Origin of the sequence: Desulfatitalea tepidiphila, from assembly GCF_001293685.1 — a bacterium.
Taxonomy (GTDB): domain Bacteria; phylum Desulfobacterota; class Desulfobacteria; order Desulfobacterales; family Desulfosarcinaceae; genus Desulfatitalea; species Desulfatitalea tepidiphila.
Genome location: NZ_BCAG01000003.1, coordinates 1,326,615 through 1,349,280 on the forward strand (window position 1 = coordinate 1,326,615; position 22,666 = coordinate 1,349,280).

A 22,666-nucleotide genomic window follows, 5' to 3' on the forward strand; every position below is an offset into this window, starting at 1 on the left:
TGGACGGACACAAGTCAGCGCGACATTCCCGTCAGAAGCGTCTGAATCGGCCGATGAAACGGCAAATAAGGAAATGCCATGATTTCGCTGGAGACCATCACCCAAGCCGCCCAACTGATTCGACACTTCACGGTCAAAACACCGCTTGTCTATTCCGCGACGCTCAGCCGCCGCTTCGATGCCCAGATCTACCTGAAGCTCGAAAACCTGCAAAAAACCGGATCCTTCAAGGTGCGGGGGGCTGGATATAAACTTATCCTGGGGCGACGAGAAGGTTTCATTTCCTCCAAGGGGGTAGTGGCCGCGTCCGCCGGTAACCACGCCCAGGGCGTTGCGCTGGCCGCGCGGGAGGCCGGACTGCCGGCCGCCATTGTGATGCCCAAATGGGCGTCGATCAGCAAGCAGGAGGCAACGCGCAACTACGGCGGTCGGGTTATCGTGCACGGCGCCACCATGGAAGAGAGCCTCAGGCATGCCGAGGGAATGGTTGCGAGCGGGATGACCTTGATCCATCCCTTCGATGACCCGGATATTATCGCCGGCCAAGGTACTGTTGCGCTCGAGATCATGGCCGATCTGCCTGAAGTCGATACCATTCTCGTGCCGGTGGGGGGTGGGGGGCTGATCGCAGGTATCGCCAGCGCCGCGAAATCGATACGACCCGGCGTGAGGATCATCGGCGTGGAATCGGCCGCATGCCCTTGTGCCCAGGTCTCGATGCGCACCGGCAAGCGGGTGCTTTTGCAGGCCAAGTCCTCCATTGCAGACGGGATCAGCGTGAACCAGCTCGGCGAGGCGCCTTTCGCGATCATTCAAGATCGGGTGGACGACGTAATGACGGTCGAGGAGGGCTATATCGCCGCGGCCATCCAGATGCTACTCGAACGAAAAAAAATATTGGCTGAAGGTGCCGGTGCGGTTCCCCTGGCCGCCTTGCTGAACAAAACGGTACGGCCGCACCAGGGCGAAAAGATGGTGCTCGTCATATCGGGCGGAAACGTGGATACCCCGTTGCTCGGTCGCATCATCCAGCAGGGGTTATTGAAGAACGCCAGGATCATGCGGGTTCGCCTGACATTGAGCGACAAACCGGGCACATTGGCCCAATTGCTTCAGAAGATCGCCGAACTCGAAGCCAACATTCTGCACATCCACCATGATCGCAGTGTCGCGCATCGTTCCATAGACGAAACCAGCGTCGAATTGGAACTCGAAACGCGCAACGCCGAACATATTCGTGCGATTACCGCCGCACTCGACCAGGCCGGATACCGGATAGAGCCGGTTGCCGGTCAACTCTCCACATAGTCGGTGACCGTTTCACCTGCAGATTCCATCGATGACCTCATCAAAGCGAGTCGCTGCAGGGACACGTTTTCAGCGGCGTCGTCAAGATTCGGCTTCGCATTTCCGACACCAGCGCTCGTGGTACCAGTTGGCCAACGTCGGTGCCTTCTGAAACAAGTAAACCCCCATGAAGGCCGTGACCAGGATGTAGATGCCGCTCAACAACTTGAGTTGAGGCGCGGCCAGGCTGGCGATAATGGCGGAAAACTCCCCCCGATGAATCAGTGAAAAGGAGGCCCGGATGGACACCTTCGGGCTGAGGCCATACAGGCGGCCGCCGGCGTACCCTGTGATTATTTTGCCGATGGCCGCCCAGACGATCAGCGCCACCAGAAGCGGCATCAGGGGGATACCTTCGCCCAGGCTGATAGTGGTGCCAAACCAAAAAAAGAAAAAGGGCAGGGTGATATCCCGAATAGGAAGCACGAGGTGCTCGAGTTCTGTCGAACGGCCGGTTTCGGAGAGCATCATCCCGGCCAGAAACGCCCCCAGTATCTCGGAAAGGCCCAACGCGATGGCAAGCCCGGCGTAAGACAGGGCGACGCCTGCCGTCATGAGGGTCATGAAATCCTTTTGCAGGTGCCGGATCACGAAATCGTTGAGCCGCTTGAAACCGAAATGTCCCAGGAAGATGGCGCCGGCTGCCAGGAGGACGATTTTGAAGAGAAGAAGGGCACCGAAATGCGGGGAAAGCGTCTCTCCCTGTCCCATGGCGGCGATGAAGGAAACGAGGATGGGCGCGACCAGATCCTCGAAAATCAGTATGGCCAGGATGAATTCCGCTTCCGGGTTGGCCAGTCGCTTTTGTTCCTGAAGCATTTTGGCCGAGATGGAAGAGCTGGTGGCATAAGCGACCGAGCCGATGACCAATGCGGCCGGGAACGCCAATCCAAATAGCCATGCCAGGGCGGTGGCGCCGCCGAGGTTCAGCACGACATCCATCAAGCCCGAAGGCCAAATTTTTTTGGAGATCGCGACCATCCGGCCCAACGGGAATTCCATTCCCAGAATAAAGAAGAGAATGACGATGCCAATTTCGGCCACAGTATGAATGGCGCTGCTATCTACGAAACGCGACGAAACCCCGACGCCCAGGATGATATAGACCAGCACCGAAGGCAGGCGTAGTTTTTGCGACGCGAAGCTGACCGCGAAAAAGACGCACAGGATCAATCCGGCCAATAATAGAAAGGGGACATTGTCCACTTGACCGCTCCTTTACCCCTGACAGAGATCTTGCAGTGATTTGACCTGTTCGCGTTTGCCAATGGCCATGAGGGTGTCCCCCGGGCGGATCACCTCGCTCACGTCCGGGCTGCCCATGATTTGCCCTTCGCGCTGGATACCAATAATGGTGCATCCGGTCAGGGAGCGAATGCGCGCTTCGTCGATGCGTTTGTTGGCGATGGTGCACTGCGGCTTCACTTTGATCCACTCCAGGCGCACATTGCGAAGGAAAAGTTCCATGCGGTCGTCGGCGATCGGCTGGTAATCCACGCCGAGCATGATTGCTCCGATCTGACGTGCCTCCTCGTCATTGAGTTGAAAGTTGTATTCGGCCTCATCGTCGTCCGGATGCTTGAAGTGGAAAAATTCACGCATCCCCTGTTGATGGATGATCAGAACAAAATGGCCGCTGTGAGATGTGTCAAAGGCATACTTTTTACCGATCCCTGGCAGATCGCTGACTTTGATTTCCATTTTTGCGCTCCTTGATGTCGATGACATTGGATTTTTTGAGAGGTATATATCGCAGGTTCGTCTGTCTGGTGCAACCCGATTTTAATGCATTTTGTATGGTTTATGGGCTGTTTTCCTGTGGGGAGAGAAACTCCTCTTCTTCCTTCTTTAAAATGAGCAGTATGTCAACTCACATGGCCAAAGAAATGCCGCCATTTTTTCCAAAAATGTTAGTCTGCCATCGTTGTTTTGAAACTGGTCAGGGTTTTAAAATTTTCAGATTATCCGAGCTTTTTAGAAATTTGTGCTTATGTTAAAAACTATGGGCTGTCTCTAAAGATCACAAGGAGAAATTTTATGAAACAAAGATACACCATATCTAAAGAGGGTTTGGACAATGATCTGATAATAAGGGAATATGCCGTCATCGGCAAAGCCCCCAATCAAACATACGGGTCTACACCATTGCAGGATGAATATGCCTTGCTCTATCAGGAGAATTACAAAGGCAAGGAGATCGAACCTTGGACTTCAAAAGGAATCAATGAGCTTATCACAGCGTTGCGCACTGATAATTTGTTTCCCATTGGAGTTTTGGCCAATAAAATCGCGGAATCGGTAATGGGCCTCTACCGCTCTTCCGAGGACGGTTCGACGGAATTGCTTTTTGACGATATAGAGATGTTCGACTGCAATTGATACAGGAATTTGATGTTGGCCAATTCGTATAAGAATAGAAAGGCGGCATCGCGCCTTTGCCGATATATGTCTGCATCGGCTCACCTCAACCAGGAAGGGAAGAAAAATGGGAGATGATTTTAAATTCGAAGTTGGTTCGACTTATAAGAATATGAAAGGCGCCTACGAGGTCGTTTCCATACATAAGGATACGATGGTCATTCGTTGGGATGACGATCAACGAATCACCACGAGCGTGGACCTGCAAAAACGAATCCTTGAAAGAATGCGTTACGACAATGATTTGCAGCAACGAAAGAATGAAGGAAAGAAGCATAAGAAATAGATGGGACCCACGTTGATGTTGCTATCCTCCGCTACCTAATCCTGCCTTTAACACACAAGCCTGGATGTTCGGCAATGGTGAACAAAACCGATGGTCTTGTTCGGTAATACGAAAGGCGGGACATTACAATTTTATTCTTTTAAACTCCTTGACAGTATGCCTGGGCTAAGCTGTCAAAATAAAAAGATCTTATCCTCACGGGGCACTCTTTGCCGCCATTACAATTAGATCCATTCATTCCGCGCATTTTATAATGGCGACAATACGGTAAGCTATCACTATAGGAAGAATAAAAAGACGGCGGGGGATTCTGCTGTAAGCAATTTCCGAATACGTTACGCTGAGGCAGTCTTTCTTTTTTCTCAACCTTTATTGTACTGGTATCCCTTTTTTCTTCGGTAGAGGATCTCCTCGGGCATGCTTCTCTGCGAGTGCTATCTGCGGACCGATCCCTCTACCCATGAGAAAGGAGTAGATCTCATGTGGGAGTCGGTTTTCTTTATCCTTACCAAGACCATCGCGGCACTGGAAGCGCACGACAACCAGATCCCGTGCATCCTGGGCGCGCGGATCCGCAAGGTCGAGGTGATCAGAGATCGTGTCCTTTCACATCCGGGTAGCCATGCCGCCGACGATACAGCAGGTGTGAACAGGCGTCAAAAAACCTTAAAGGGTAGTGCCAACAGCTTTTTTGTGCCTTGTAGCTATTTGAAATCAAAACTAATTTAAAATTGCACGGTTGAACTTCAGTCAAAAATAATAGGAAAGAAGGACTTTGAGTGGAAAAGAGACATCTCACCAAAGAAGCGTGCTTGACAGCAATTAGTATGTAAGCTATTTAAAAATATACAATATTTCCAACTGTAGACGCGTTCGGTAGCTGAATTGCGAACCTCTCCCGTTGCGAGTCTCTCCTATACTCCATTTGCACCCGGTATTTCCAGGCGATTTGGGTGGACACGATATTCCTTAATTGATGGCACCGTAAAAAGTCGCTGTCGGACGGCGCCGTAAAAAGTTCAAGATCAAGGCGTGCGAAATTCCGTGTCCTGAGGCGTACTTGTCGTACGCCGCAAGGACGACGGGATGAGCACAATGCAGATATTGGGCTTTTTACGGTGGCGTCTTTATCGAAAAGGGTGGCATCTATGAGTGCACCCACGGTCACCGATGCTCCGGCCCCTGGCGGACGGCGCATCCATATCACTGGATGGCTCATCGGCATGTGCCTGGCACTGTTCGTCAACGCCACATACCTCGCCCTCGGCCAATCCCCCCGCAATGATCCGCTTAAACCGGCGACGCTCAAAACTAAAATAATGTTGCCCTATGAAGAGAACGCATTCATGCGCTTGCCGGCAATATCCGGCAATCTGAACGATCTTCTCGTCACACCGAAAAATGGACACATCTGGGGGGTCGGCAGCGGCGGTTTGATCATCGTCAGCCGCGACAACGGACAATCGTGGGAGCGGAAAACCTCACCGATTTCCGTTCAAAGGCGAGTTCCAAGCGTCCCCAGTGCCCCTAGCCTCACCGCGCCAAGCTCCATGAAGCTATCTGGATCGTTGCGAAATCGGGTCGAGTTGGGCATCCGAAGCGCCAATGCGGCCAGCCAGGAGCAATTTACACGAGACACCCCGAACCAGTCCAAGGACATACGCCAGCAGGCACCGGCGGAAAAAGTGCCCGAAAGAAAGATAGACCCACGACTACAGAAGGTTGCTCCGGAAGAAATCCCAATCGCGCTTGTCGAATCACCGCCTGATTTTTCATCCGTGTTCTTCGTCGATGACTCTTTCGGGTGGATTGTCGGATCGGGCGGCTTGATTATGTGGACCGGCGACGGCGGAAATAGTTGGCGGGTACAACCCAGCGGCAGCGACCGTGATCTTTCGGCCATTTATTTTATAGACCGCAACCGGGGTTGGGCCTGCGGTTCGAACGGCACGATCCTGTCGACCGAAGATGGCGGGGCGAATTGGAAAGGGCAGCGTAGTACCACCTCTGTCTTCCTGGGCTCGGTATCTTTTGCGGACCGTGAACGGGGCTGGGCGTGCGGGAATGATGGCCTCATATTGTCGACCATCGACGGCGGTGTATATTGGAAGCCGCAACGCAGTCCCACGACGAGCAATTTGGCGGCCATCCATTTTGCCGATCCCAAAAATGGTTGGGCGTGTGGAGCTGGGGGCACGTTACTGTCGACAACCGATGGCGGCGCGACCTGGCGAGCCCAGAATAGCGGTACATCCTTTGATCTGAACGCCGTTCATTTCGCAGATCGCAATCTCGGTTGGATTTGCGGCACCGGCGGTACGATATTGATGACCCCCGATGGCGGCAGGAACTGGCAACCTCAGACCAACGGGACATCTCCTGCCCTGAGAGGTATCCATTTTACAGGCAGCAAAAGCGGTTGGGCGTGTGGAGCCGGTGGCACGATTCTGTCGACGACCGACGGCGGTGCGACCTGGCAGGCGCGGAGCAGAAGTCAGCATCTCATTCTGACATCCATACATTTCGCAGACCTCGATCATGGCTGGGCCGGCGGCACCTTTGGTAATGTCGTGTCGACAACCGATGGCGGTGCAAGCTGGCAGGTGCAGTCGAGCGGGACGCGGGACTTTCTATTCTCGATCCGTTTTTCGGACCGACGGCATGGCTGGGCCTACGGGTACGATGGTACCCTTTTGTCGACGACCGACGGTGGTGCAAACTGGCGGACGCAAGTTAATACCTTGCCTAATGGTTTGGTTTCGATCCATTTTCCAAATCGGCAGGAAGGCTGGGCGTGTGGGAGGAACGGCACGATTCTGTCGACGACTGATAGTGGTGCGAGCTGGCAGACGCAGGTCAGCGGGACATCCGTCGACCTGACATCGATCCATTTCATTGATCGCGAGTACGGCTGGGCGTGTGGGGCAAACGGAACGATTCTGTCTACGCGCGATGGTGGTGCGAGCTGGGAAGCACAGGTGAGCGGGCAATCTTTCGGCCTTTCATCCATCCATTTTGTTGACCGCGAGTACGGCTGGGCGTGTGGATCAGGCAGTCCGATCCTGTCGACGCGCAACGGTGGTACCAGCTGGCAGACGCAGTTCAGCAGAGAATCTCTCGACCTTTCATCGATCCATTTTATAGACCGCGACCGTGGGTGGAGTTGTGGATCAAAAGGTACGATCCTGTCGACGGTCGACGGAGGAGTGAATTGGCGGATTCAGGATGGCGGCACATCCGCCGGCCTGTACCGCATATACTTTAAAGATCGCGACCGCGGATGGGCCTGCGGCACAGGCGGTACGATACTGTCCACCACGGACGGCGGGCAGACCTGGCGGCTGCCCAACTATCGGCGCCTGCCCGCGCCTTGGTATTGGAGTCTCTGTTTGGCTTTGATCCTGGTATCCCTGTTTGTGGTGCAGCGGAGGGGTCAGCCGGAACAGGGGAGCGAGACGGTGGCGGACCTGCTCGCCTCCGATCGGCCTCTGGTGGCCGGGGATCCCGATCCGTTGAATCTGAAAAATATCTCATCGGGACTGGCGCGTTTCATCGCCAACCGCAACACAGACCCCCCTCTGACCATTGCGGTGACCGGCGAATGGGGCACGGGTAAATCCTCTCTGATGAACCTTCTTTATCATGACTTGAAGCAGCGCCACTTCCAGCCGGTCTGGTTCAATGCCTGGCATCACCAGAAGGGAGAGCAATTGTTGGCCTCTCTGTATGCCCACATTCGCAATCAGGCGGTGCCGCCCCTGTGGCATCCCAGCGGTGTCATTTTCCGGCTGCGTCTTCTGTTCCGACGGGGACGGCGCAACCGTCTCGCCTTCGGCGCTCTGGCTTTTTTACTGTTTGCAGCATATCCGTTTCTGCAAGATGTGGTACTGGCGATCGTCGGCGGTATAGGCGCACTGGTGAGTGCCCTGGTGGCAGAGGACTCGGCGCGAATCCGGCAGCTTTTTTCGATCGGTGAATGGGTGTCGGTGATTCCAGACAACTGGATCGGTGCGCTGCTCGCTTCGCCGGCGGTCGCCGCAGTGTTGAAGGGTATACGCGCCTTCGGTCTTTCTCCTCAGCGCCTGATCGCCTTCGATTCGTCCGAGAGCGGTAAAAAGAGCGGTCTGGATCCAGGGGCGCGGTCACGTTTTGCCCAGGAGTTTCAGGATGTGGCGGCCAGTCTGGACCTGGGGGCCATGGTGATCTTTATCGATGATCTGGACCGATGCAGCAAGGAAAACGTGGTCGAGATACTGGAGACCATCAATTTTCTGGCAGTCTCCGGACGGTGTTTCATTATTTTGGGCATGGCTCGCCAGTGGGTGGAGACCTGCGTGGCCCTTCAATTCAAGGAGTTGGCTGAAGAGACGGGAAACGAACAGGGTGGCAGCGGGGACGGCTTCGTCCACCGCAGGCAGTTTGCCCGACAGTACCTGGAAAAACTGATCAACATCGAAGTGCCTGTGCCGCTTCCCCCACCGGATGCCACCCGGGCTCTACTGACACCTCCAATTAAAGCTCTGGGTTCACCGATGGCCCGCTTTTTGTCCACCCTCGGCAAGGGATCGAAAAAATACGCGCCGGTGATCTGCCTGGCGGTGTTGGCCCTGTTGGCGGTGGGGCTTCAGGATCTGCTCGTTCCTATGACGCCCTCTGAAAAACCCCCGACGCAAGAGGAGCTGCTGGTACTACCGGCGCATACGCAACAGGGAGAGCTGGTTCTGGAAGAGGGGCGCATTCGAATTCCCCTGAATGAGAACACAGACATGCCGGGTGTGCCCGATGGCCGGCCACTGGAGCTCGTGCTCAAGGGAACGCCCCGGGTGCTTGAAGAAGGCCTTGCCATCGGCAAAATCGGCAAGGACGATCGCACCGCCGAACTGGTGTTGCGGTATCGACCTCAAGATGTTCCCAAAACAACCCTCTCCCCAGCCAGGGGCGAACAACCGTTGGGTCAGCCGCCGAAAGAGAGAAAAATAGATGCCGCGGATTTCATGCCGGGAGCCGAGGACAACAGTCAGACCGGTCAATGGATGGCCTTGTTGGCCGGTATCGGGTTGCTGGCCATCGGTACGCTCTACATGGTGCAGCGGCCCCAGCGCTTCACCGCAGACTCAAAGAACTTCCGCGATGCCCTGGCGATCTGGCATCCCTGGATTGTTCTGGTTCGACGCACGCCGCGCACCATTAAACGCTTTCTCAACCGGTTGCGCTATGTGGCCATGCGGTTGAAATTCGAACCGAAGCGGCTCAGCTTGTGGGATAGCATGAAATCCAAGGTTCTCAGGAAGAGACCAACCCAACTCGGGCCGGTTTCTGTCGAGGGAGTTCCGGAACCGGTACTGGTGGCACTTGGCGCCATCTACCATGTCCAACCCGCCTGGTTGAGGGATGCCGATATTCTTCGGGAAATTTTTTCATCGGATCGCGAGAAGTTGATCCGTCGATTGAAAACCACCTTCCCGGAGCTGACGGACCGATCCGGCGAGCTGCACGGAACCATCGACGCATTGTCCGCGGCCATCAACGAATTTCAAGATACCTTCGGGCAGGATGTGGAGATCCTGATTCAGTATCGGGATTCGTTTCTGTCGGTGTTGGCCGAAACAGGGATGTGAGAAGATTGCCGAATCTATGAGGTTCGACGGCTGTATGGATTCGTTTAGCAGACCAGGCCGGCGGCGGTTAAGCCGCAGGCCTGTTCGCGTTATGGATGCCTTATGAAAGATGCTCTTTGAGAATGCCCAGCATGCGGCGCAGAGGCTCGGCGGCTCCCCAGAGCAACTGGTCTCCTACGGTGAAGGCGGTCAGGTATTGGGGGCCTATATTCAATTTCCGGATGCGGCCCACCGGTACCTCCAGTCTGCCCGAGACTCTGGCCGGCGTCAGTTCGCGCAGGGTGATCTCTTTTTGGTTCGGAACCACCCGCACCCAGGCGTTGTGTTCGGCCAGCATCGCCTCGATTTCATCCAGAGGGACATCCCTGGTCAGCTTGATCGTGAGGGCTTGGCTGTGACAGCGCATGGCGCCGATCCTGACACAGAGGCCGTCGATGGGAACAGGGGTGTTTTCACGGCCCAGAATCTTATTCGTCTCGGCCATGCCCTTCCACTCTTCACGCGTCTGCCCGTTTTCCATGGGGCGGTCGATCCAGGGAATCAGGCAGCCGGCCAGCGGCGCGCCGAAATTTTCAGTGGGGAAATCTTCTCGGCGCAGCGTTTCCGACACATTCCGATCGATTTCGAGGATGGCGGATGCCGGGTCTGAGATTAAATCGCAGGCATGTTGACCGATCACCTGCATCTGGCAAACCAGTTCGCGCATGTTCTGGGCGCCCGCACCCGAGGCCGCCTGGTAGGTCATCGAGGTCATCCATTCGACCAGGTTGTTGGCAAATAGACCGCCGAGCCCCATCAGCATCAGGGAGACGGTACAATTGCCGCCGATGAAGTCTTTGACCCCGGCGGCGAGTGCCTCCTTGATGACGTGGAGGTTGACGGGGTCGAGGATGATCACGCTGTTTTTTTCCATCCGCAAGGTCGAGGCCGCGTCGATCCAGTATCCATTCCATCCACTCTGGCGCAATTTGGGATAGGATGCCTGGGTATAATTCCCGCCCTGGCACGACACGATGATATCCATCTGCTTGAGGCGTTCAATATCGTTTGCATCTTCCACGGGACCGGTTTCATGACCGATCCAAGGGCCCGGTTGTCCGGCCTGTGAAGTGGAAAAGAAAACAAAGTTAAAATTTGCAAAATCATTTTCGCTTCGCATGCGCTCCATGAGCACCGAACCGACCATTCCGCGCCAGCCGACAAATCCGACCGTTAGCATGGTGTTTCTCCTTTTTTAGAGCGATTCATTGTAAACCCACTTCATTAGGGTGACTCCTTAAAATTGTCAAGATGATTGTCGGCCAAAAGCGCATGAATTTCTTGGTATTCCCGCCAGTTCTTGTCGGAAAGGGTGACCCTGTGCTATGTCGATGCCATCATCGCCGAAGAGACGCGATGCTTTTTTCGGCGACATGGGAGATAGGAGAGATGGAAACGCCAACTGAGCTGAAAGAGGTCGTCATACCGCCCGAGCGCGCCGTGTTCTGGATGGATCGATTCGGTCGATGGTGCAATGAAAGTGGCCGGTTCAGACATAAAAAGTTGATCGACTACTTCAATTCCTCGATCCGCAGGGATGGACACGGATACTTCGTCGAGCAAATCAGGGAAACGGTTCGCGAGAAGGTCTATTTTCTCTATGAGGACACCCCCCTGTTTGTCGTCGATGTGAGTCTGGGACCGCCGATTGATTTCTTGCTCAATACGGGAGAGCGGTTGCCGTTGATTCCGGATCGGCTCTTTGTCCACGGTGACGATCTGTACATGGAGAGGGAGGCAGAGCGGATCAAATTTACCGATCGGGTTCTGCTCAAAATTGCGGGTCTCATCGATTTCGATGGCCGGCACTATGCCATTTCCGTCGATGGGCGCTGGCATACCCTGGCTGAAAGATAACCGCTTATTCTTGACATTCTATCCGGGGACGGTCTGGAACCGGATCGCCAGCGGTGAGTCTTTCGGTATCTGCTGTCCCAGCGCAATCACGCCCATTTCCGGAAGGGGCATCTCATCTCGCCGGACGGTCGCTGTCTGACCGTCCGATTTCAGCACATAGGTCCCGTTGGTGCTCTCATCGATCAGGATGAAGTTCTCTTTGCGCAATTCGACTCTCGCATGCAGTCTGGATACACTGGGATCGTTAATCACGATCGTATTGATCTTGTCTCGTCCGAGGGTAACTACCGGGCAAGATGAGTCGACGCAGACCCGCTGGCCTTCGCTGGTCAACACCAACCTGGCACGTTGAACCGTTTGACATGCCTGTGGTTGACCACCGACGGTGGTGATCATGGTCAGTTCTTCGGGACGACCCCATGACAACTCGTAAATATCGACAGGCCGCCATTTGCCTTTAATCCGGGCTTGATCCACGAGCCTTGCACAGGATAGATGAACCCCTGTAAAAAGCTTTATGGTGTAACCCGAGGTGATGATTTGACCTGCCTTGGCCTGATCCACCATGCGCGCGGCCATGTTGACGGCATCGCCGAATACGTCGTCCGATTGGCGGACGATCGGGCCGTGATGCATGCCGATGCGCAGTTGAATGTGTTCGGCCGACATTTGCGGATCGGCGGATATCTGCTCCTGCATGTGCGTGGCGGCCGAAGCCGCTTGATCCGGCGTGTCAAAGGTGCACATCACCTCATCGCCGATAGTTTTGATCACCGTACCTTTTTTTTCTCTTGTGAGGGCGGCCAGTTTGTCCATGCAGGTGGTCACCAATAGGCGTGCACGCTCGTCTCCAAGCTTTTCATACAGGCGTGTGCTTCCGGCGATATCTGCGAACAGGATGGTTTGATAGATTTTTTCAGAGGATAGCAGCATGTGATGTCATGATTTCGATTGAATTGATGGCTCATCGGCTTCGCTACAAAATAGTGGTTGATAGATCGCATGCAGAGCGGAATGATGTCAAGTTGAAGCGAACCGATCGACGACGGGGAAATCGTTTTTACCTTGCCAGAGGGGCAAATGGCGGTTTATCAGATCCTTTTTAGAATGCTTTTAAGGGGGGCAAGGCGTGATTCGAAAAATTGTATCGGCCGGTCAGACCGGCGTTGAGCTGGCGGCTTTGGATATTGCTATCAAGCTGGGTATTGCGCATGGTGGTTGGACATCGAGGGGTCGACACAACGAGGATGGACGGCTTCCTGAAATGTACCGGCTCGAAGAGACATCGATCCTGGGATTTCAGGAGGCTTTGCGGAAAAATGTGTCTGAATCGGACGGCACGTTAGTGATTTCCAGGGGAAAGAGTACCCCCCATACGAAAGAGGCCGTGCGGACGACACTCGAACTTGAACGGCAGCTGCTTCATGTCGATCTATCCCAGCATCCTCTGTTCGAGGCCGCTTCGCTTGTCAGTTCATGGATGGCCCAAAAGCACATCAAAATCGTCCATGTGACCGGTCTGCTGTCGAGCGAAGATCCCGCCATTTATGATCAAACCCGAAAGATATTAGAAACAGCGTTTTATCTTGGATTTATTAAATCAGATGTTCAACAAACTATGCGCGGTCCCGATGTGAGTTCCGCCCCTGGTGTGGAAAGCTTGCCGCATACTGTATCTGACGCCGTCAAAGCTCTTAAGACGACCCTTACCCTGAAAGACCGAACCCTTTTGGCGAACATGCAATTGGATGAATTGGATCACCTTCGTTCGGGCTTGGGAGAATATATCAAGCAGCACTTTGGCTTGTATGCCGGAAACCAGTCGCTTTTGGAATCATGCGCGCAGCATGCCGGCCTGATTCGACCGCTGCCAGACGAGGCATGCGCGGTGATCCTGCGGGCATTATGGGAGGATCTCGGTCGGAGTCACAAGCTCAGAGTCGTTAAGTAGCGCCCATCCACAAATGGCCAATTGGCCCGATATCGGCGTTGCGCAAAAAATTTAATCCTCGGAATATCAACCATATGCCTGCGGTTAAATTTTTCGCGCGCCTTGATCTCGACCCAATTTGCCTTTTTGTGGACGGACGCTAAGTAGTGCCATTCGCCTCCTCGAAGGACACTGAGTAGAATGGCTCAGAGTAGAATGCCAGAATTGACTTGCATCGGAATTGCTGCTATTGGCCACAAGGTTTTTGCTGCCCAAAGGAGAGATCAATGGCTGAAGTGGTTCCGTTCCAAGGTGTCCGGTACAATCCTGAGTTGATTCATGAAATGGCAGATGTGGTCGCGCCTCCCTACGATGTGATTTCACCGCAAGAGCAAGATGGGTTTCATCAGCGTCACCCCAACAATGTCATCCGCCTCATTCTGGGACAAAAGTTCCCCTCGGACAGCGTACACGAGAATGTCCACCTTCGGGCAGGCCGTTTTTTCGAAGCGTGGCGGTCCGAAAATATCTTGATTCAAGATTCCACATCGGCCTTTTACCTGACGACGGTGTCGTTTTCTTGGCAGGGCGAACAGTACAGACGTTCGGCGATCGTCGCCCGTGTGAAACTGGAACCGTTTGACAAAGGAATCATACTGCCGCATGAGCGGACGTTTTCCAAGGTCAAGTCCGAAAGGCTGCAACTGATGAAGTGTTGCCACGCCAATTTCAGTCCGATCTTCAGTCTTTTTTCAGATGGGGAGGATGACCTGTCGGCACTGTACAGGCTTGCCGATACGACCGTTCCTGAAGTGGACCTGGTCGACGATAAAGGCCACCGCCACTGTCTCTGGCCCATTTCAGACCCGCACATGATCCATCGGATCACCAGTTTTTTTCAGCACAAGATCATCTACATCGCCGATGGCCACCATCGATATGAAACGGCACTGAATTACCGCGATTGGGTGAAGGAAACCGATCCGTCCTACTCCCCTGATCATCCGGCCAATTTTGTCATGATGAGTTTGAGCAGCATTGAAGATCCAGGGATGATCATACTGCCTGCGCATCGGCTTCTCAAACAGGTTTCGGACCAGGAATTCGCCAGGCTGATGAACGGGATAACGGACTATTTCGATATTTTGTCATTTGACACGAGTGGCGGCATGGAGGCCGCACTTTCTGAATTCAGCGCTTCGCTGGCCGCACATTCGGATCGAAAGGCGATCGGATTCTTTTCCAGGGACAAGTCGCTCCTGCAGGTCATGACCCTGAAAGAGGGCGTGATGGCCAGGTTGTTAGGCGAAAAGATACCTGCCGCCCTGAGGGATTTGGATGTGACCGTATTGACGCAGCTGATCATGGTGCATGTGATGGGGTTTGACCAGGCCCGGCTCGACGATGAAACCAAGATCTCCTATCGCACCACGATATCGGATGCGGTGGCGGCCGCCATGGAAGGGGAGGCGGACCTGGCATTCATTTTGAATCCCACCAAAATCGATCAGGTGCGCCGGGTCGCCGAAAACGGACTGATCATGCCGAGAAAATCGACCTATTTTTTTCCGAAAGTGATTAGTGGGTTGGTGTTCAACCTGCTCCGGTAGTGTCCATTCACAGACGGCATCTTGCGCTCCATCTCTGCGTTCTCCCATTTTTGAGATCCTCGACGTAGAATGACTACGGCTGCGGTTTCAAAAATGGTGCGGCCTTGATCTGAACCCCAATCTACCATCTGTGAATGGACACCTGGCTTTTCCATTTTTTTATTTTCTGTTTGGGGTGCGGGCGGCCATGGCTCGATTTTCGGCCGCGAGTTCGGTCAGCAACGCCCCAAGGGTCCATCCCTCCGAGGTGGGGGTCAAGGTGGCCCACAAGGATTTTTGCATGCCGGCCTGGCGGCAACCCGACATCAACCGGTGGAGTTCATTTTCCGCCACACCTGCTAAAATTATGGCTCGCGGCAATTCCGACGGGATGCCTTCGCCGCTGCCGTCCGATCTCTGCATGAGCTCGGCCAATCTCGTTTCGCTGTCCTGTTCTCCTGTCCATACCAGGGGTATGCTTTTCAGTCCCAGCATATCCAACAACATTTTAAACTTGGATTGTGCGTCGATCGGGAATCCACACAGCAACAGCTTGCGTGGTCCGTACAGGCATTTGTCGGATCGTCCGATTTTCTCGAAACTTGCGTCGGTCATGAGGCTTTCCCCTTTTCACTGATTTACGGCTGTCTCAATCTTTGACCATTGCGATCGGTTTTTAATGGCAATGCATATGCCATCATGCTCAGGTGAATGGGTTGGTAAAAATGCCCACAGATTCACCGATTGAAAGCGCGGATCTTTGTGCATGACCCGGTTGAATGGATCCGCATCCTTGAAACCGGTATTGTCCACCACGAGAAGACCACCGGGTGCCAGCAGGCGATGGCATTCGGGAAGTGTCCGCACATAGTCTGCCTTTTCGATGTCCATAAAAATCATATCCACCGGTCCCTCCAGCGCAGGCAAAGTCTCAAGTACATTGGCGCAGATTACGTCAACGACATGATCCAACCCGGCGTTTTGAATGTTGTTGCGGGCACGTTGGGCCAACGCTTCGTTCATTTCCAGCGACAGGACCCGGCCATTTTGGGTATGGCACGCCTCTGCCAAAAATAGCGTCGAATAGCCGGTGGCCGTGCCCAATTCGAGGATGTTTCTGGCGTTCTTCAAGCGAGCCAGCAAATAGAGCAGGCGGCCGACTACAGGCCCGACGATGGGGATTTGCTCCTCTTGGGCTTCGGTTTCCAGATGAAGGAATATGTCGGGCCGTCGCGGTATCCATTGTCTGAAGTAATCGAGAGGGGACGCTATCATGGTGTTCATTTGTCACGACTCCTTGGCTTCAGGCGGTCGTTTGCGTGAACGGCTGCTATGTTTTTGCCATTGTTAAGAAATGTGGTTTTATCTTAGGACATGAAAAGGGGAATGGCAATATCCCTTACGGTCCCTGGCGCAGGCGCTCTCAAGTGATGTCAAAAAAAGATCCCGCCACCGCCTCGACAATCCCCGTTTGCTGATGCTATTTTCCCATTTTCGAGTTGGTTGTCATTCTCGTAATAGAGCGATTCATCCCAAGGGGGTCCAGTGCCTGAATTACCTGAAGTCCAGACCATCGTAAACGATTTGATCGGAGCGGGGATTGTTGGACAGAAGATCATCGATGTCAGCGTGTTTTGGCCGGCTACGATCGCGATGCCGTCCCAGTCGGATTTCGTAAGGCAACTACGCGGGCAACCGATCAATGCCGTTTATCGCCGCGGAAAATTCATTGTTTTTCAACTGACAGGTCCTCGGATACTTGCCGTTCATCTGAGAATGACCGGTCGATTTTTCCTGGCCGAGGGGCGGGCCCTTCGACTCCCGCATGTGCACGTGGTCATGACACTTTGTGGTGGCCGAATCCTCTGTTTCCATGACACCAGAAAATTCGGTCGTTTTTATTTGATCGATGACCCGGAACAGTTCTTGGGTGCGCTGGGCTCTGAACCGTTATCGCGTGGATTTACCGCTCAAAAACTGGCCGATGCTCTTGCCGGTCGCAAGCGGCAGATCAAACCGTTGCTCCTGGATCAAACCTTCATTGCGGGGCTGGGGAATATTTATGTCGACGAGGCCTTGTGGGCGGCCGGGATTCACCCCCTGCGCAGGTCGGACGCATTGACGATGCCGGAGGTTCGCGACCTGCACGCAGCCATTCGCCGGGTATTGCGGCAGGGACTGAAAAACAGGGGGACGACACTGGGGAGCGGACAGGGTAATTTTGCTTCCTTGGGCACGGCTCGGGGTGCCAACGCAAGGCTGCTTAAGGTGTTTCGCAGGACAGGACAACCCTGCCACCGATGCGGGCAGGCGGTGGAGCGCATCATCGTGGGGCAACGCAGTACGCATCTGTGTAAGGGATGTCAGATATAGGTAGTGCCCATCCAGAAATGGCCAATTGGCCCGATATCGGCGTTACGCTCAAAATTTTATCCTCGGAATATTCACCATATGCCTGCGGTAAAATTTTTCGCAGGCCTTGATCTCGGCCCAATTTGCCTATTTCTGGACGGGCACTAGGTAGTAGCCCTCAACAAATGGCCAATTGGCCCGATATTGGCATCGGCGCTTTACTTAAAACTTTAGGTAATAACCAGATACCCGCTAAAATTATTGAGTAAAGAGCGAACACGATTCAATATGATCCGCGCCGGGTCCTCGTGTTCTCCGTCGACGGATTGGTAACAGGACGCCAACAGTTCGTTATTGCCCTGCCATATCTGGAACTCATCGATCAAGAAAGGGGTGACATGGTCGCACAATCGATTGAATTCCTGCTCGGTCATTTTTGATAAGGCATTCAGGTGCTGGAGTAACAGGTCGGACAGGAGCATTTCGGCGGCTTCGTTTACGGTTTTGGGCTTTCGACATGTTTCTTTATGTGTCAACATCGTTATTTCCCGTGAAATGATTTGTCGCCATTTAAAACTCATTGGCTGCATTGCTGTTCTGTTTTATTATCGACAGCCTCGCTGTAAGGTTTAGGTGAAAAAGGAGATGCGGGCATGTCAACTCCCCCATCGCGTATCGATGCCATTTTTGACAACCTGATGCGACACGTCGACGGGCTCAAGTTCGGACCACCGGTTGCATTTGTTTACAATCCGCTCCTATATGCAAAAAGCAGCCACCTCGAATATTGGCACCGTTATGGGGCCGGGCCGAAGGAGATCATGCTTCTCGGTATGAATCCGGGACCATGGGGCATGGTGCAAACCGGGGTCCCTTTTGGCGATGTCGAGATGGTCACGGGCTGGTTGGGCATGCGTGGACCGGTCGACCCGCCACCGCGGCAGCATCCCAAGCGTCCCATCAGCGGTTTTGACTGCCGGCGGTCTGAAGTCAGCGGCAAGCGCCTATGGGGATGGGCTCGCGAGCGATTCGTAACGCCGCAACGCTTCTTCGAACGGTTCTGGGTCGCAAACTATTGCCCATTGGCCTTTCTGGAGGCAACCGGTCGCAACCGCACACCAGACAAGTTGCCGGCCAGAGAAAAAGTGCCCCTTTTGGCCGCCTGTGACGAGGCATTGATTCAAATCGTGGCTGAGCTGCGTCCCTCGATCGTGGTGGGTGTCGGCGGATTCGCTGCGGCCCAGGCCATGCGCGCACTGCACGATGTGAACGTGCGGGTGGGACAAATCACACACCCCAGTCCGGCCAATCCCAAGGCCAATGCAGGTTGGCGTGAGCGGATCGAAAGTGAGTTCCAACTGATGGGAATTGTTGTTTAAAATGGAGACAAACGACCCGATGACCTTTGCGCGCACCAAAGGCGTCTGAAGGAACGCGTGCCTTGCACCGCCGCTTCAAAGGGTTTGGGGAACAGCTGAAGACACAACTTCAGACCCCGGTAACGGCGATGATGCCCGCCTAAAAAGAGGGCGTTTCGAAAAGCCCTGATCCACCGTAACTCCTTCAAGATTTTTTCATTCAACTGTTTGGCATATGAACCGGCTGCTTTGTGCCAGTCAGGCGCACAATCGGTGATCGCCTGGGCGGCCAGGGCGGCACTGAGATGGGCATAATAGATTCCTTCGCCGAGCAGCGGGTCGGCGAGGCCGCACGCATCCCCGATCAGAAGCGCCCTTTTTGTCGCGGGGCACTGGAGATAGTTGCCATAGGGCAGGGGATGGCTGTGTATGACTTGGTAAATTGCGTCCCGACCGATGCCGTTCAATGCCAGAAATGATTTGAAGGCGCGCTTGATTGAGCGCTTATGGTGGCGTGGCAGAAAGCACATGCCAATGGTCTGATGGGTGGCGCCGGGAAACGACCAGCCATATCCCCATGGCACATGGCCAAAATGAAGGGCTGCGAAAGATGGACGCAGTCTTTGGTCATTATAAGGCAAACGGGTCTCCACGGTGCCGGCCAGGTTCAACGTCCATCTCTTCCACGCGGCAGGGGTCTGTTGAAGCGCACTGCGCACCTTGCTCCAGACCCCATCGGCGCCAATGATGATTTGGGCCTTGATCCGCTGCCCGTCCGATAGGTCGAGCAGGCCCTCTTCATGATCGACGCGGACGACTTTCGCGGGTGTTTGTATATTTGCTCCGGCGGCCCTGGCCCGCGTCACCCAATAGGTGTCATAGGTGCGGCGATCGGTAAAGTGAAAAGGGGTGTCGAGATGCCCCCGGGCGATCTCGGATTCGCGGTAAAAGATACGGTATTTCCCGCAGGAATGGTCGATGACCCGATCGTTATTCAATTGGTCGATATTCGTATGGAACAGCTCTTCGAGGAGCCGGGTGGTTTTGCAGGTCAACAAGCCGGCGCATACCTTGGCGCGTGGGAAAACCTGCTTGTCGATCAGGCCAACCTGGAAGCCTTGGCGAGCTAACAACCAGGCGGCCGTGGCACCGGCCGGTCCCGCGCCAACCACTGCGATGTCGAAGACGAGGGGCCGGCTCACGTTTCAAACCCCTTGAGGTTGATTTTCGCTTCAATGTGTCCGTTGCCAAAAGGGCAATCAAGGGCGATTCGGAAGGCGACGAGTTGCAACCCCTCGGGGCAGTGGTTGCCTCGTCCATAACGCGGATCGCCCATGACCGGAAAGCCGATGTGCGAGAAATGGCGACGAATCTGATGCAGGCGCCCGGTATGGATCTGAGCATGGACCAAGGTCCGGTCCTTTTCTGGATCATAGCGGATGAAACGGAACCGGGTGAGTGCCGTTTTCCCGTCCAGATCGAGGTCGATGCGGCCATTGGAGGGGCTTTGGGTCAAATCTCCCCGCACCCACACCGCATACTCTTTTTCAATACGGTTTTTTTGTAAGAGGCCCGAAATTTTGGCTGCGGCCGGCTGGTTGTGAGCCAAGATGACCAGCCCGGACGCCTCCCGATCGATTCGGTGAACCAGAAAGACGTTCCGTTTCATTTTGAAATACTGCTCGACCTGGCGGGCCAGTGAACAGTGATCGCCATAGCGCGTTCCCTGGGTCAGGAGACCGGCGGGTTTGAACCAGATTGTATAGTGCCCCAGATCTCGGACACAATCCGCAATCGGCGGAGAGACGGCCAGGATCGCCGGGTCATAATATAGCTGTAACGTGTCGCCGGCTTTAAGAATCGTGGTGGCCTTTCGTAGTCGTCGTGGCTTGGATTTGGACCGGCACAACCACACGGCGCCTTTGATCATGGCTTGTTTGATGGACGATTTGGATAAGCCGGTTCGCGCTGCCAAGGCATCGCAAGCCGTATCGGGGCAACCTGGGCCGAAGGTCACTTCATGTAGGGTGGCGGTCATTGGATCGATGCTGGCCTGGCGGGAAATTTGCACGCCCCTGTTATCGTTTCTGTCACTGCGAATCATCTGGGTCGCTCGACGCAGGGTCGCCGACTGGGGCGGTCTTTCGGGGAAACGACATGATGAAGGTGGCGCCGGCGTCGGGGGCGGATTGCAGGGTTAGAGAACCCCCCATCTTCTCCACAAATTTTTTGACCATTGGAAGCCCGAGTCCACTGCCGCCAGAGCCTTTGGTGGTAAAAAACAGGTCGAATATTTTTTCCTGGCGGTCTGCGGCGATACCGCATCCGTTATCTGAAATGGTGACCTTCAACCGATCGTCGTTGTCCAATTGGGTGGCAATCGTAATTTTGGCGTTGGGTTTGCCCTTGACCGCATCGATGGCATTGACCAACAGGTTCAGCAAAATTCTCTGAAATTGATTGGTGTCCATCATCCAGGGAGGAATGTCCGGGTTGAGGTCCAACGCCAGTTCGATTCCTTTGCTTTCCAGGCTCTGCTCGATGGCATCCCGGTTGGAGAGGATGACTTTGTTGATCGATACCGGCCGCAGTACGATATCCTGCTCTTTGGCAAAGGCCAGCATATTGACCGTCAGGTTGTGAATCCGGGTGAAACTCTGCTGGATGTAACTCCAGCTCTTGTTGATTTTTTCGTTTTGCAGCTCTTTGAGCTGAAGTTTCAGCAGATCCACCGCATTCTGGTTCAGGGCCAGAAGGTTTTTCATGTTGTGCGCCAGGTTGGACATGGTCAGTCCGATGGCCGCCATTCGTTCATTTTGGATCAACTCTTGCTGCAAGCGGACATTTTCGATGCACAGGGAGAGCTCGTTGGCGACGGCCGCGGAAAATGCGACATCTTGCTGGTCAAACGCATCCAAAATTGTACGGCCGTCGATATACAGCATGCCGATGACCTTGTCTTTCTTGATCAGCGGCACCACGAGGATCGAATTCAGATTGTGGATGCGGATGGATTCGGAGTCTTGAAATCGGCAATCCTCCGACAGGTCCTGGCTGACGAGGACCATTTTTTCCGTCAATACCCAGTCCACGATGGTCCTGCTGATGGGAAACGAATCGGCCTCTTTGCGGGTGTCGCGATACTTGACGGCACCAATGCGAAGCTCTTGCCGGGGATTGGATATCAATACGATCATGGCGCGTTCGGCGGCACCGATGGCCTTCAAGATCAGTTCCAGGCCCTTGTCGAGAATTTCATCCAATTCGTTGGTCGAGCGCAGCTTTTCGCTCAGCTGGTAAAGCAGGGACAACCGTTGATGCGCCAGCAAACTTTTATCCGGAGGTTGTGCCGCAGCACTCTCCGAATCCAAAAAAAGCGACAGTGCGGCATCTTCCGCTCTTTGGGCCAAAAGTTCTGAGGGGTCGACATCTTCCTCGCTAATGGTGATATCCGTATGGCTTGACGGCAGGATCGATTTGTACCCGCTTTTGTATTCTGGATGGGATTTGGTCAAAAAAATAAAAGTGCGGTCGCCGAAAGAAATTTTATCATGATGCTGGAGAGCGGCTGTTTTCACTCTCCTCCCATTGAGCAGCGTACCGCTTTCGGAATCGAGGTCTGTGATCAGATATTGTCCGTCTTTGAATGAAATCCGGGAGTGATTCCCGGACACCGAATCATGGGCGATCTGAACGACATTGCCCGGATCCCGGCCGATGGTCGTGTCACCCAATTTTATGGGCACCGGTTTGGAGAAGGACTCCGCGGGAAATGGAATAAGATAAGCTTCAAGGCCCTTGAGCGTTTTCTTAGCCCGTGGCGTTGTCATTTTGTGTGCTCTAGTCGAATTTTTCGAAAATGCCCTGGAGGA

At 54.2% G+C, this 22,666-nt stretch carries 20 protein-coding genes; 10 read left to right on the top strand and 10 right to left on the bottom strand.

Features of this window, described 5'->3' with window-relative positions; genetic code table 11:
• Window positions 1–78: 78 nt before the first annotated feature.
• Window positions 79–1,308, top strand: a complete 1,230-nt coding sequence (gene ilvA, locus DFT_RS10560) for a threonine ammonia-lyase (protein ID WP_054031162.1) — start codon at window positions 79–81, stop codon at window positions 1,306–1,308.
• Between the two features lie 81 nt (window positions 1,309–1,389).
• Here the strand turns inward: ilvA and DFT_RS10565 are convergent, their stop codons facing one another.
• Together DFT_RS10565 and DFT_RS10570 are read right to left on the bottom strand one after the other, a co-directional pair.
• Window positions 1,390–2,553 carry a cation:proton antiporter gene (locus tag DFT_RS10565; protein ID WP_054031163.1) on the bottom strand — a complete coding sequence of 388 codons (1,164 nt, stop codon included), beginning with the start codon at window positions 2,551–2,553 and terminating at the stop codon, window positions 1,390–1,392.
• Window positions 2,554–2,565: 12 nt separating this feature from the next.
• Window positions 2,566–3,048 (bottom strand): cation:proton antiporter regulatory subunit, encoded by a 483-nt coding sequence (locus DFT_RS10570; protein WP_054031164.1) that lies wholly within the window; start codon window positions 3,046–3,048, stop codon window positions 2,566–2,568.
• Between the two features lie 336 nt (window positions 3,049–3,384).
• Here DFT_RS10570 and DFT_RS10575 point away from each other — a divergent pair, with 336 nt between their 5' ends.
• The 4 genes from DFT_RS10575 (at window position 3,385) to DFT_RS10590 (ending at window position 9,669) form a co-directional block, all read left to right on the top strand.
• The gene (locus DFT_RS10575) at window positions 3,385–3,726 is read left to right on the top strand and encodes a hypothetical protein (protein ID WP_054031165.1); all 342 of its coding nucleotides are present in this window, start codon (window positions 3,385–3,387) and stop codon (window positions 3,724–3,726) included.
• A gap of 106 nt (window positions 3,727–3,832) precedes the next feature.
• Window positions 3,833–4,051 (top strand): hypothetical protein, encoded by a 219-nt coding sequence (locus DFT_RS10580; RefSeq protein WP_054031166.1) that lies wholly within the window; start codon window positions 3,833–3,835, stop codon window positions 4,049–4,051.
• Window positions 4,052–4,531: 480 nt separating this feature from the next.
• Window positions 4,532–4,780: a hypothetical protein gene (locus DFT_RS10585; RefSeq protein WP_054031167.1), complete on the top strand. Its 249-nt coding sequence runs from the start codon at window positions 4,532–4,534 to the stop codon at window positions 4,778–4,780.
• Window positions 4,781–5,199: 419 nt separating this feature from the next.
• On the top strand, window positions 5,200–9,669 hold the full coding sequence (locus tag DFT_RS10590) for a YCF48-related protein (RefSeq protein WP_054031168.1): 4,470 nt from the start codon (window positions 5,200–5,202) through the stop codon (window positions 9,667–9,669).
• A 100-nt stretch (window positions 9,670–9,769) separates the two neighbouring features.
• On the opposite strand, the gene asd is transcribed toward DFT_RS10590, so the two are convergent.
• Entirely contained in the window at window positions 9,770–10,888 is a 1,119-nt protein-coding gene (gene asd / locus DFT_RS10595; RefSeq protein WP_054031169.1) for an aspartate-semialdehyde dehydrogenase, read from the bottom strand.
• 209 nt (window positions 10,889–11,097) lie between these two features.
• Here asd and DFT_RS10600 point away from each other — a divergent pair, with 209 nt between their 5' ends.
• On the top strand, window positions 11,098–11,565 hold the full coding sequence (locus tag DFT_RS10600; RefSeq protein WP_076750684.1) for a hypothetical protein: 468 nt from the start codon (window positions 11,098–11,100) through the stop codon (window positions 11,563–11,565).
• Between the two features lie 18 nt (window positions 11,566–11,583).
• On the opposite strand, the gene DFT_RS10605 is transcribed toward DFT_RS10600, so the two are convergent.
• Window positions 11,584–12,498, bottom strand: coding sequence for an adenylate/guanylate cyclase domain-containing protein (locus DFT_RS10605; protein ID WP_054031171.1), 915 nt, complete (start codon window positions 12,496–12,498; stop codon window positions 11,584–11,586).
• Between the two features lie 196 nt (window positions 12,499–12,694).
• Here DFT_RS10605 and DFT_RS10610 point away from each other — a divergent pair, with 196 nt between their 5' ends.
• Entirely contained in the window at window positions 12,695–13,516 is an 822-nt protein-coding gene (locus tag DFT_RS10610; RefSeq protein ID WP_054031172.1) for a YpsA SLOG family protein, read from the top strand.
• Window positions 13,517–13,782: 266 nt separating this feature from the next.
• On the top strand, window positions 13,783–15,105 hold the full coding sequence (locus DFT_RS10615; protein WP_054031173.1) for a DUF1015 domain-containing protein: 1,323 nt from the start codon (window positions 13,783–13,785) through the stop codon (window positions 15,103–15,105).
• Between the two features lie 159 nt (window positions 15,106–15,264).
• Here DFT_RS10615 and DFT_RS10620 read toward each other — a convergent pair whose 3' ends face one another.
• Window positions 15,265–15,699: a DUF3783 domain-containing protein gene (locus tag DFT_RS10620; RefSeq protein ID WP_054031174.1), complete on the bottom strand. Its 435-nt coding sequence runs from the start codon at window positions 15,697–15,699 to the stop codon at window positions 15,265–15,267.
• A 15-nt stretch (window positions 15,700–15,714) separates the two neighbouring features.
• Complete coding sequence (locus tag DFT_RS10625; RefSeq protein ID WP_054031175.1) at window positions 15,715–16,368, bottom strand: O-methyltransferase; 654 nt, start codon at window positions 16,366–16,368, stop codon at window positions 15,715–15,717.
• A gap of 261 nt (window positions 16,369–16,629) precedes the next feature.
• Here DFT_RS10625 and mutM point away from each other — a divergent pair, with 261 nt between their 5' ends.
• On the top strand, window positions 16,630–17,457 hold the full coding sequence (gene mutM / locus DFT_RS10630; RefSeq protein ID WP_054031176.1) for a bifunctional DNA-formamidopyrimidine glycosylase/DNA-(apurinic or apyrimidinic site) lyase: 828 nt from the start codon (window positions 16,630–16,632) through the stop codon (window positions 17,455–17,457).
• A gap of 209 nt (window positions 17,458–17,666) precedes the next feature.
• On the opposite strand, the gene DFT_RS10635 is transcribed toward mutM, so the two are convergent.
• Entirely contained in the window at window positions 17,667–17,975 is a 309-nt protein-coding gene (locus DFT_RS10635) for a hypothetical protein (protein ID WP_054031177.1), read from the bottom strand.
• 114 nt (window positions 17,976–18,089) lie between these two features.
• Between DFT_RS10635 and DFT_RS10640 the strand changes: the two genes are divergently transcribed.
• The gene (locus DFT_RS10640; RefSeq protein WP_054031178.1) at window positions 18,090–18,815 is read left to right on the top strand and encodes a uracil-DNA glycosylase family protein; all 726 of its coding nucleotides are present in this window, start codon (window positions 18,090–18,092) and stop codon (window positions 18,813–18,815) included.
• Here the strand turns inward: DFT_RS10640 and DFT_RS10645 are convergent.
• From DFT_RS10645 to DFT_RS10655, 3 genes are read right to left on the bottom strand one after another with little or no spacing between them, the layout of a single operon-like run.
• Entirely contained in the window at window positions 18,812–19,996 is a 1,185-nt protein-coding gene (locus tag DFT_RS10645; protein ID WP_054031179.1) for a geranylgeranyl reductase family protein, read from the bottom strand. The two genes, DFT_RS10640 and DFT_RS10645, sit on opposite strands and share 4 nt — an antisense overlap.
• Window positions 19,993–20,865 carry an RluA family pseudouridine synthase gene (locus tag DFT_RS10650; protein ID WP_083453584.1) on the bottom strand — a complete coding sequence of 291 codons (873 nt, stop codon included), beginning with the start codon at window positions 20,863–20,865 and terminating at the stop codon, window positions 19,993–19,995. The genes DFT_RS10645 and DFT_RS10650 overlap by 4 nt, the downstream gene beginning before the upstream one ends.
• A 19-nt stretch (window positions 20,866–20,884) precedes the next feature.
• Entirely contained in the window at window positions 20,885–22,624 is a 1,740-nt protein-coding gene (locus DFT_RS10655) for an ATP-binding protein (protein ID WP_054031181.1), read from the bottom strand.
• Window positions 22,625–22,666: the final 42 nt, after the last annotated feature.

Excerpts from the sequence above, each read along its gene's own strand:
- DFT_RS10570 (WP_054031164.1), bottom strand. The coding sequence starts at position 3,048 with ATGGAAATCAAAGTCAGCGATCTGCCAGGGATCGGTAAAAAGTATGCC.
- DFT_RS10590 (WP_054031168.1), top strand. The coding sequence starts at position 5,200 with ATGAGTGCACCCACGGTCACCGATGCTCCGGCCCCTGGCGGACGGCGC.
- DFT_RS10615 (WP_054031173.1), top strand. The coding sequence starts at position 13,783 with ATGGCTGAAGTGGTTCCGTTCCAAGGTGTCCGGTACAATCCTGAGTTG.
- DFT_RS10585 (WP_054031167.1), top strand. The coding sequence starts at position 4,532 with ATGTGGGAGTCGGTTTTCTTTATCCTTACCAAGACCATCGCGGCACTG.
- DFT_RS10605 (WP_054031171.1), bottom strand. The coding sequence starts at position 12,498 with ATGCTGCTATCCTCTGAAAAAATCTATCAAACCATCCTGTTCGCAGAT.
- asd (WP_054031169.1), bottom strand. The coding sequence starts at position 10,888 with ATGCTAACGGTCGGATTTGTCGGCTGGCGCGGAATGGTCGGTTCGGTG.
- DFT_RS10625 (WP_054031175.1), bottom strand. The coding sequence starts at position 16,368 with ATGAACACCATGATAGCGTCCCCTCTCGATTACTTCAGACAATGGATA.
- DFT_RS10600 (WP_076750684.1), top strand. The coding sequence starts at position 11,098 with ATGGAAACGCCAACTGAGCTGAAAGAGGTCGTCATACCGCCCGAGCGC.
- DFT_RS10640 (WP_054031178.1), top strand. The coding sequence starts at position 18,090 with ATGTCAACTCCCCCATCGCGTATCGATGCCATTTTTGACAACCTGATG.
- DFT_RS10655 (WP_054031181.1), bottom strand. The coding sequence starts at position 22,624 with ATGACAACGCCACGGGCTAAGAAAACGCTCAAGGGCCTTGAAGCTTAT.
- ilvA (WP_054031162.1), top strand. The coding sequence starts at position 79 with ATGATTTCGCTGGAGACCATCACCCAAGCCGCCCAACTGATTCGACAC.
- DFT_RS10580 (WP_054031166.1), top strand. The coding sequence starts at position 3,833 with ATGGGAGATGATTTTAAATTCGAAGTTGGTTCGACTTATAAGAATATG.
- DFT_RS10620 (WP_054031174.1), bottom strand. The coding sequence starts at position 15,699 with ATGACCGACGCAAGTTTCGAGAAAATCGGACGATCCGACAAATGCCTG.
- DFT_RS10575 (WP_054031165.1), top strand. The coding sequence starts at position 3,385 with ATGAAACAAAGATACACCATATCTAAAGAGGGTTTGGACAATGATCTG.
- DFT_RS10635 (WP_054031177.1), bottom strand. The coding sequence starts at position 17,975 with ATGTTGACACATAAAGAAACATGTCGAAAGCCCAAAACCGTAAACGAA.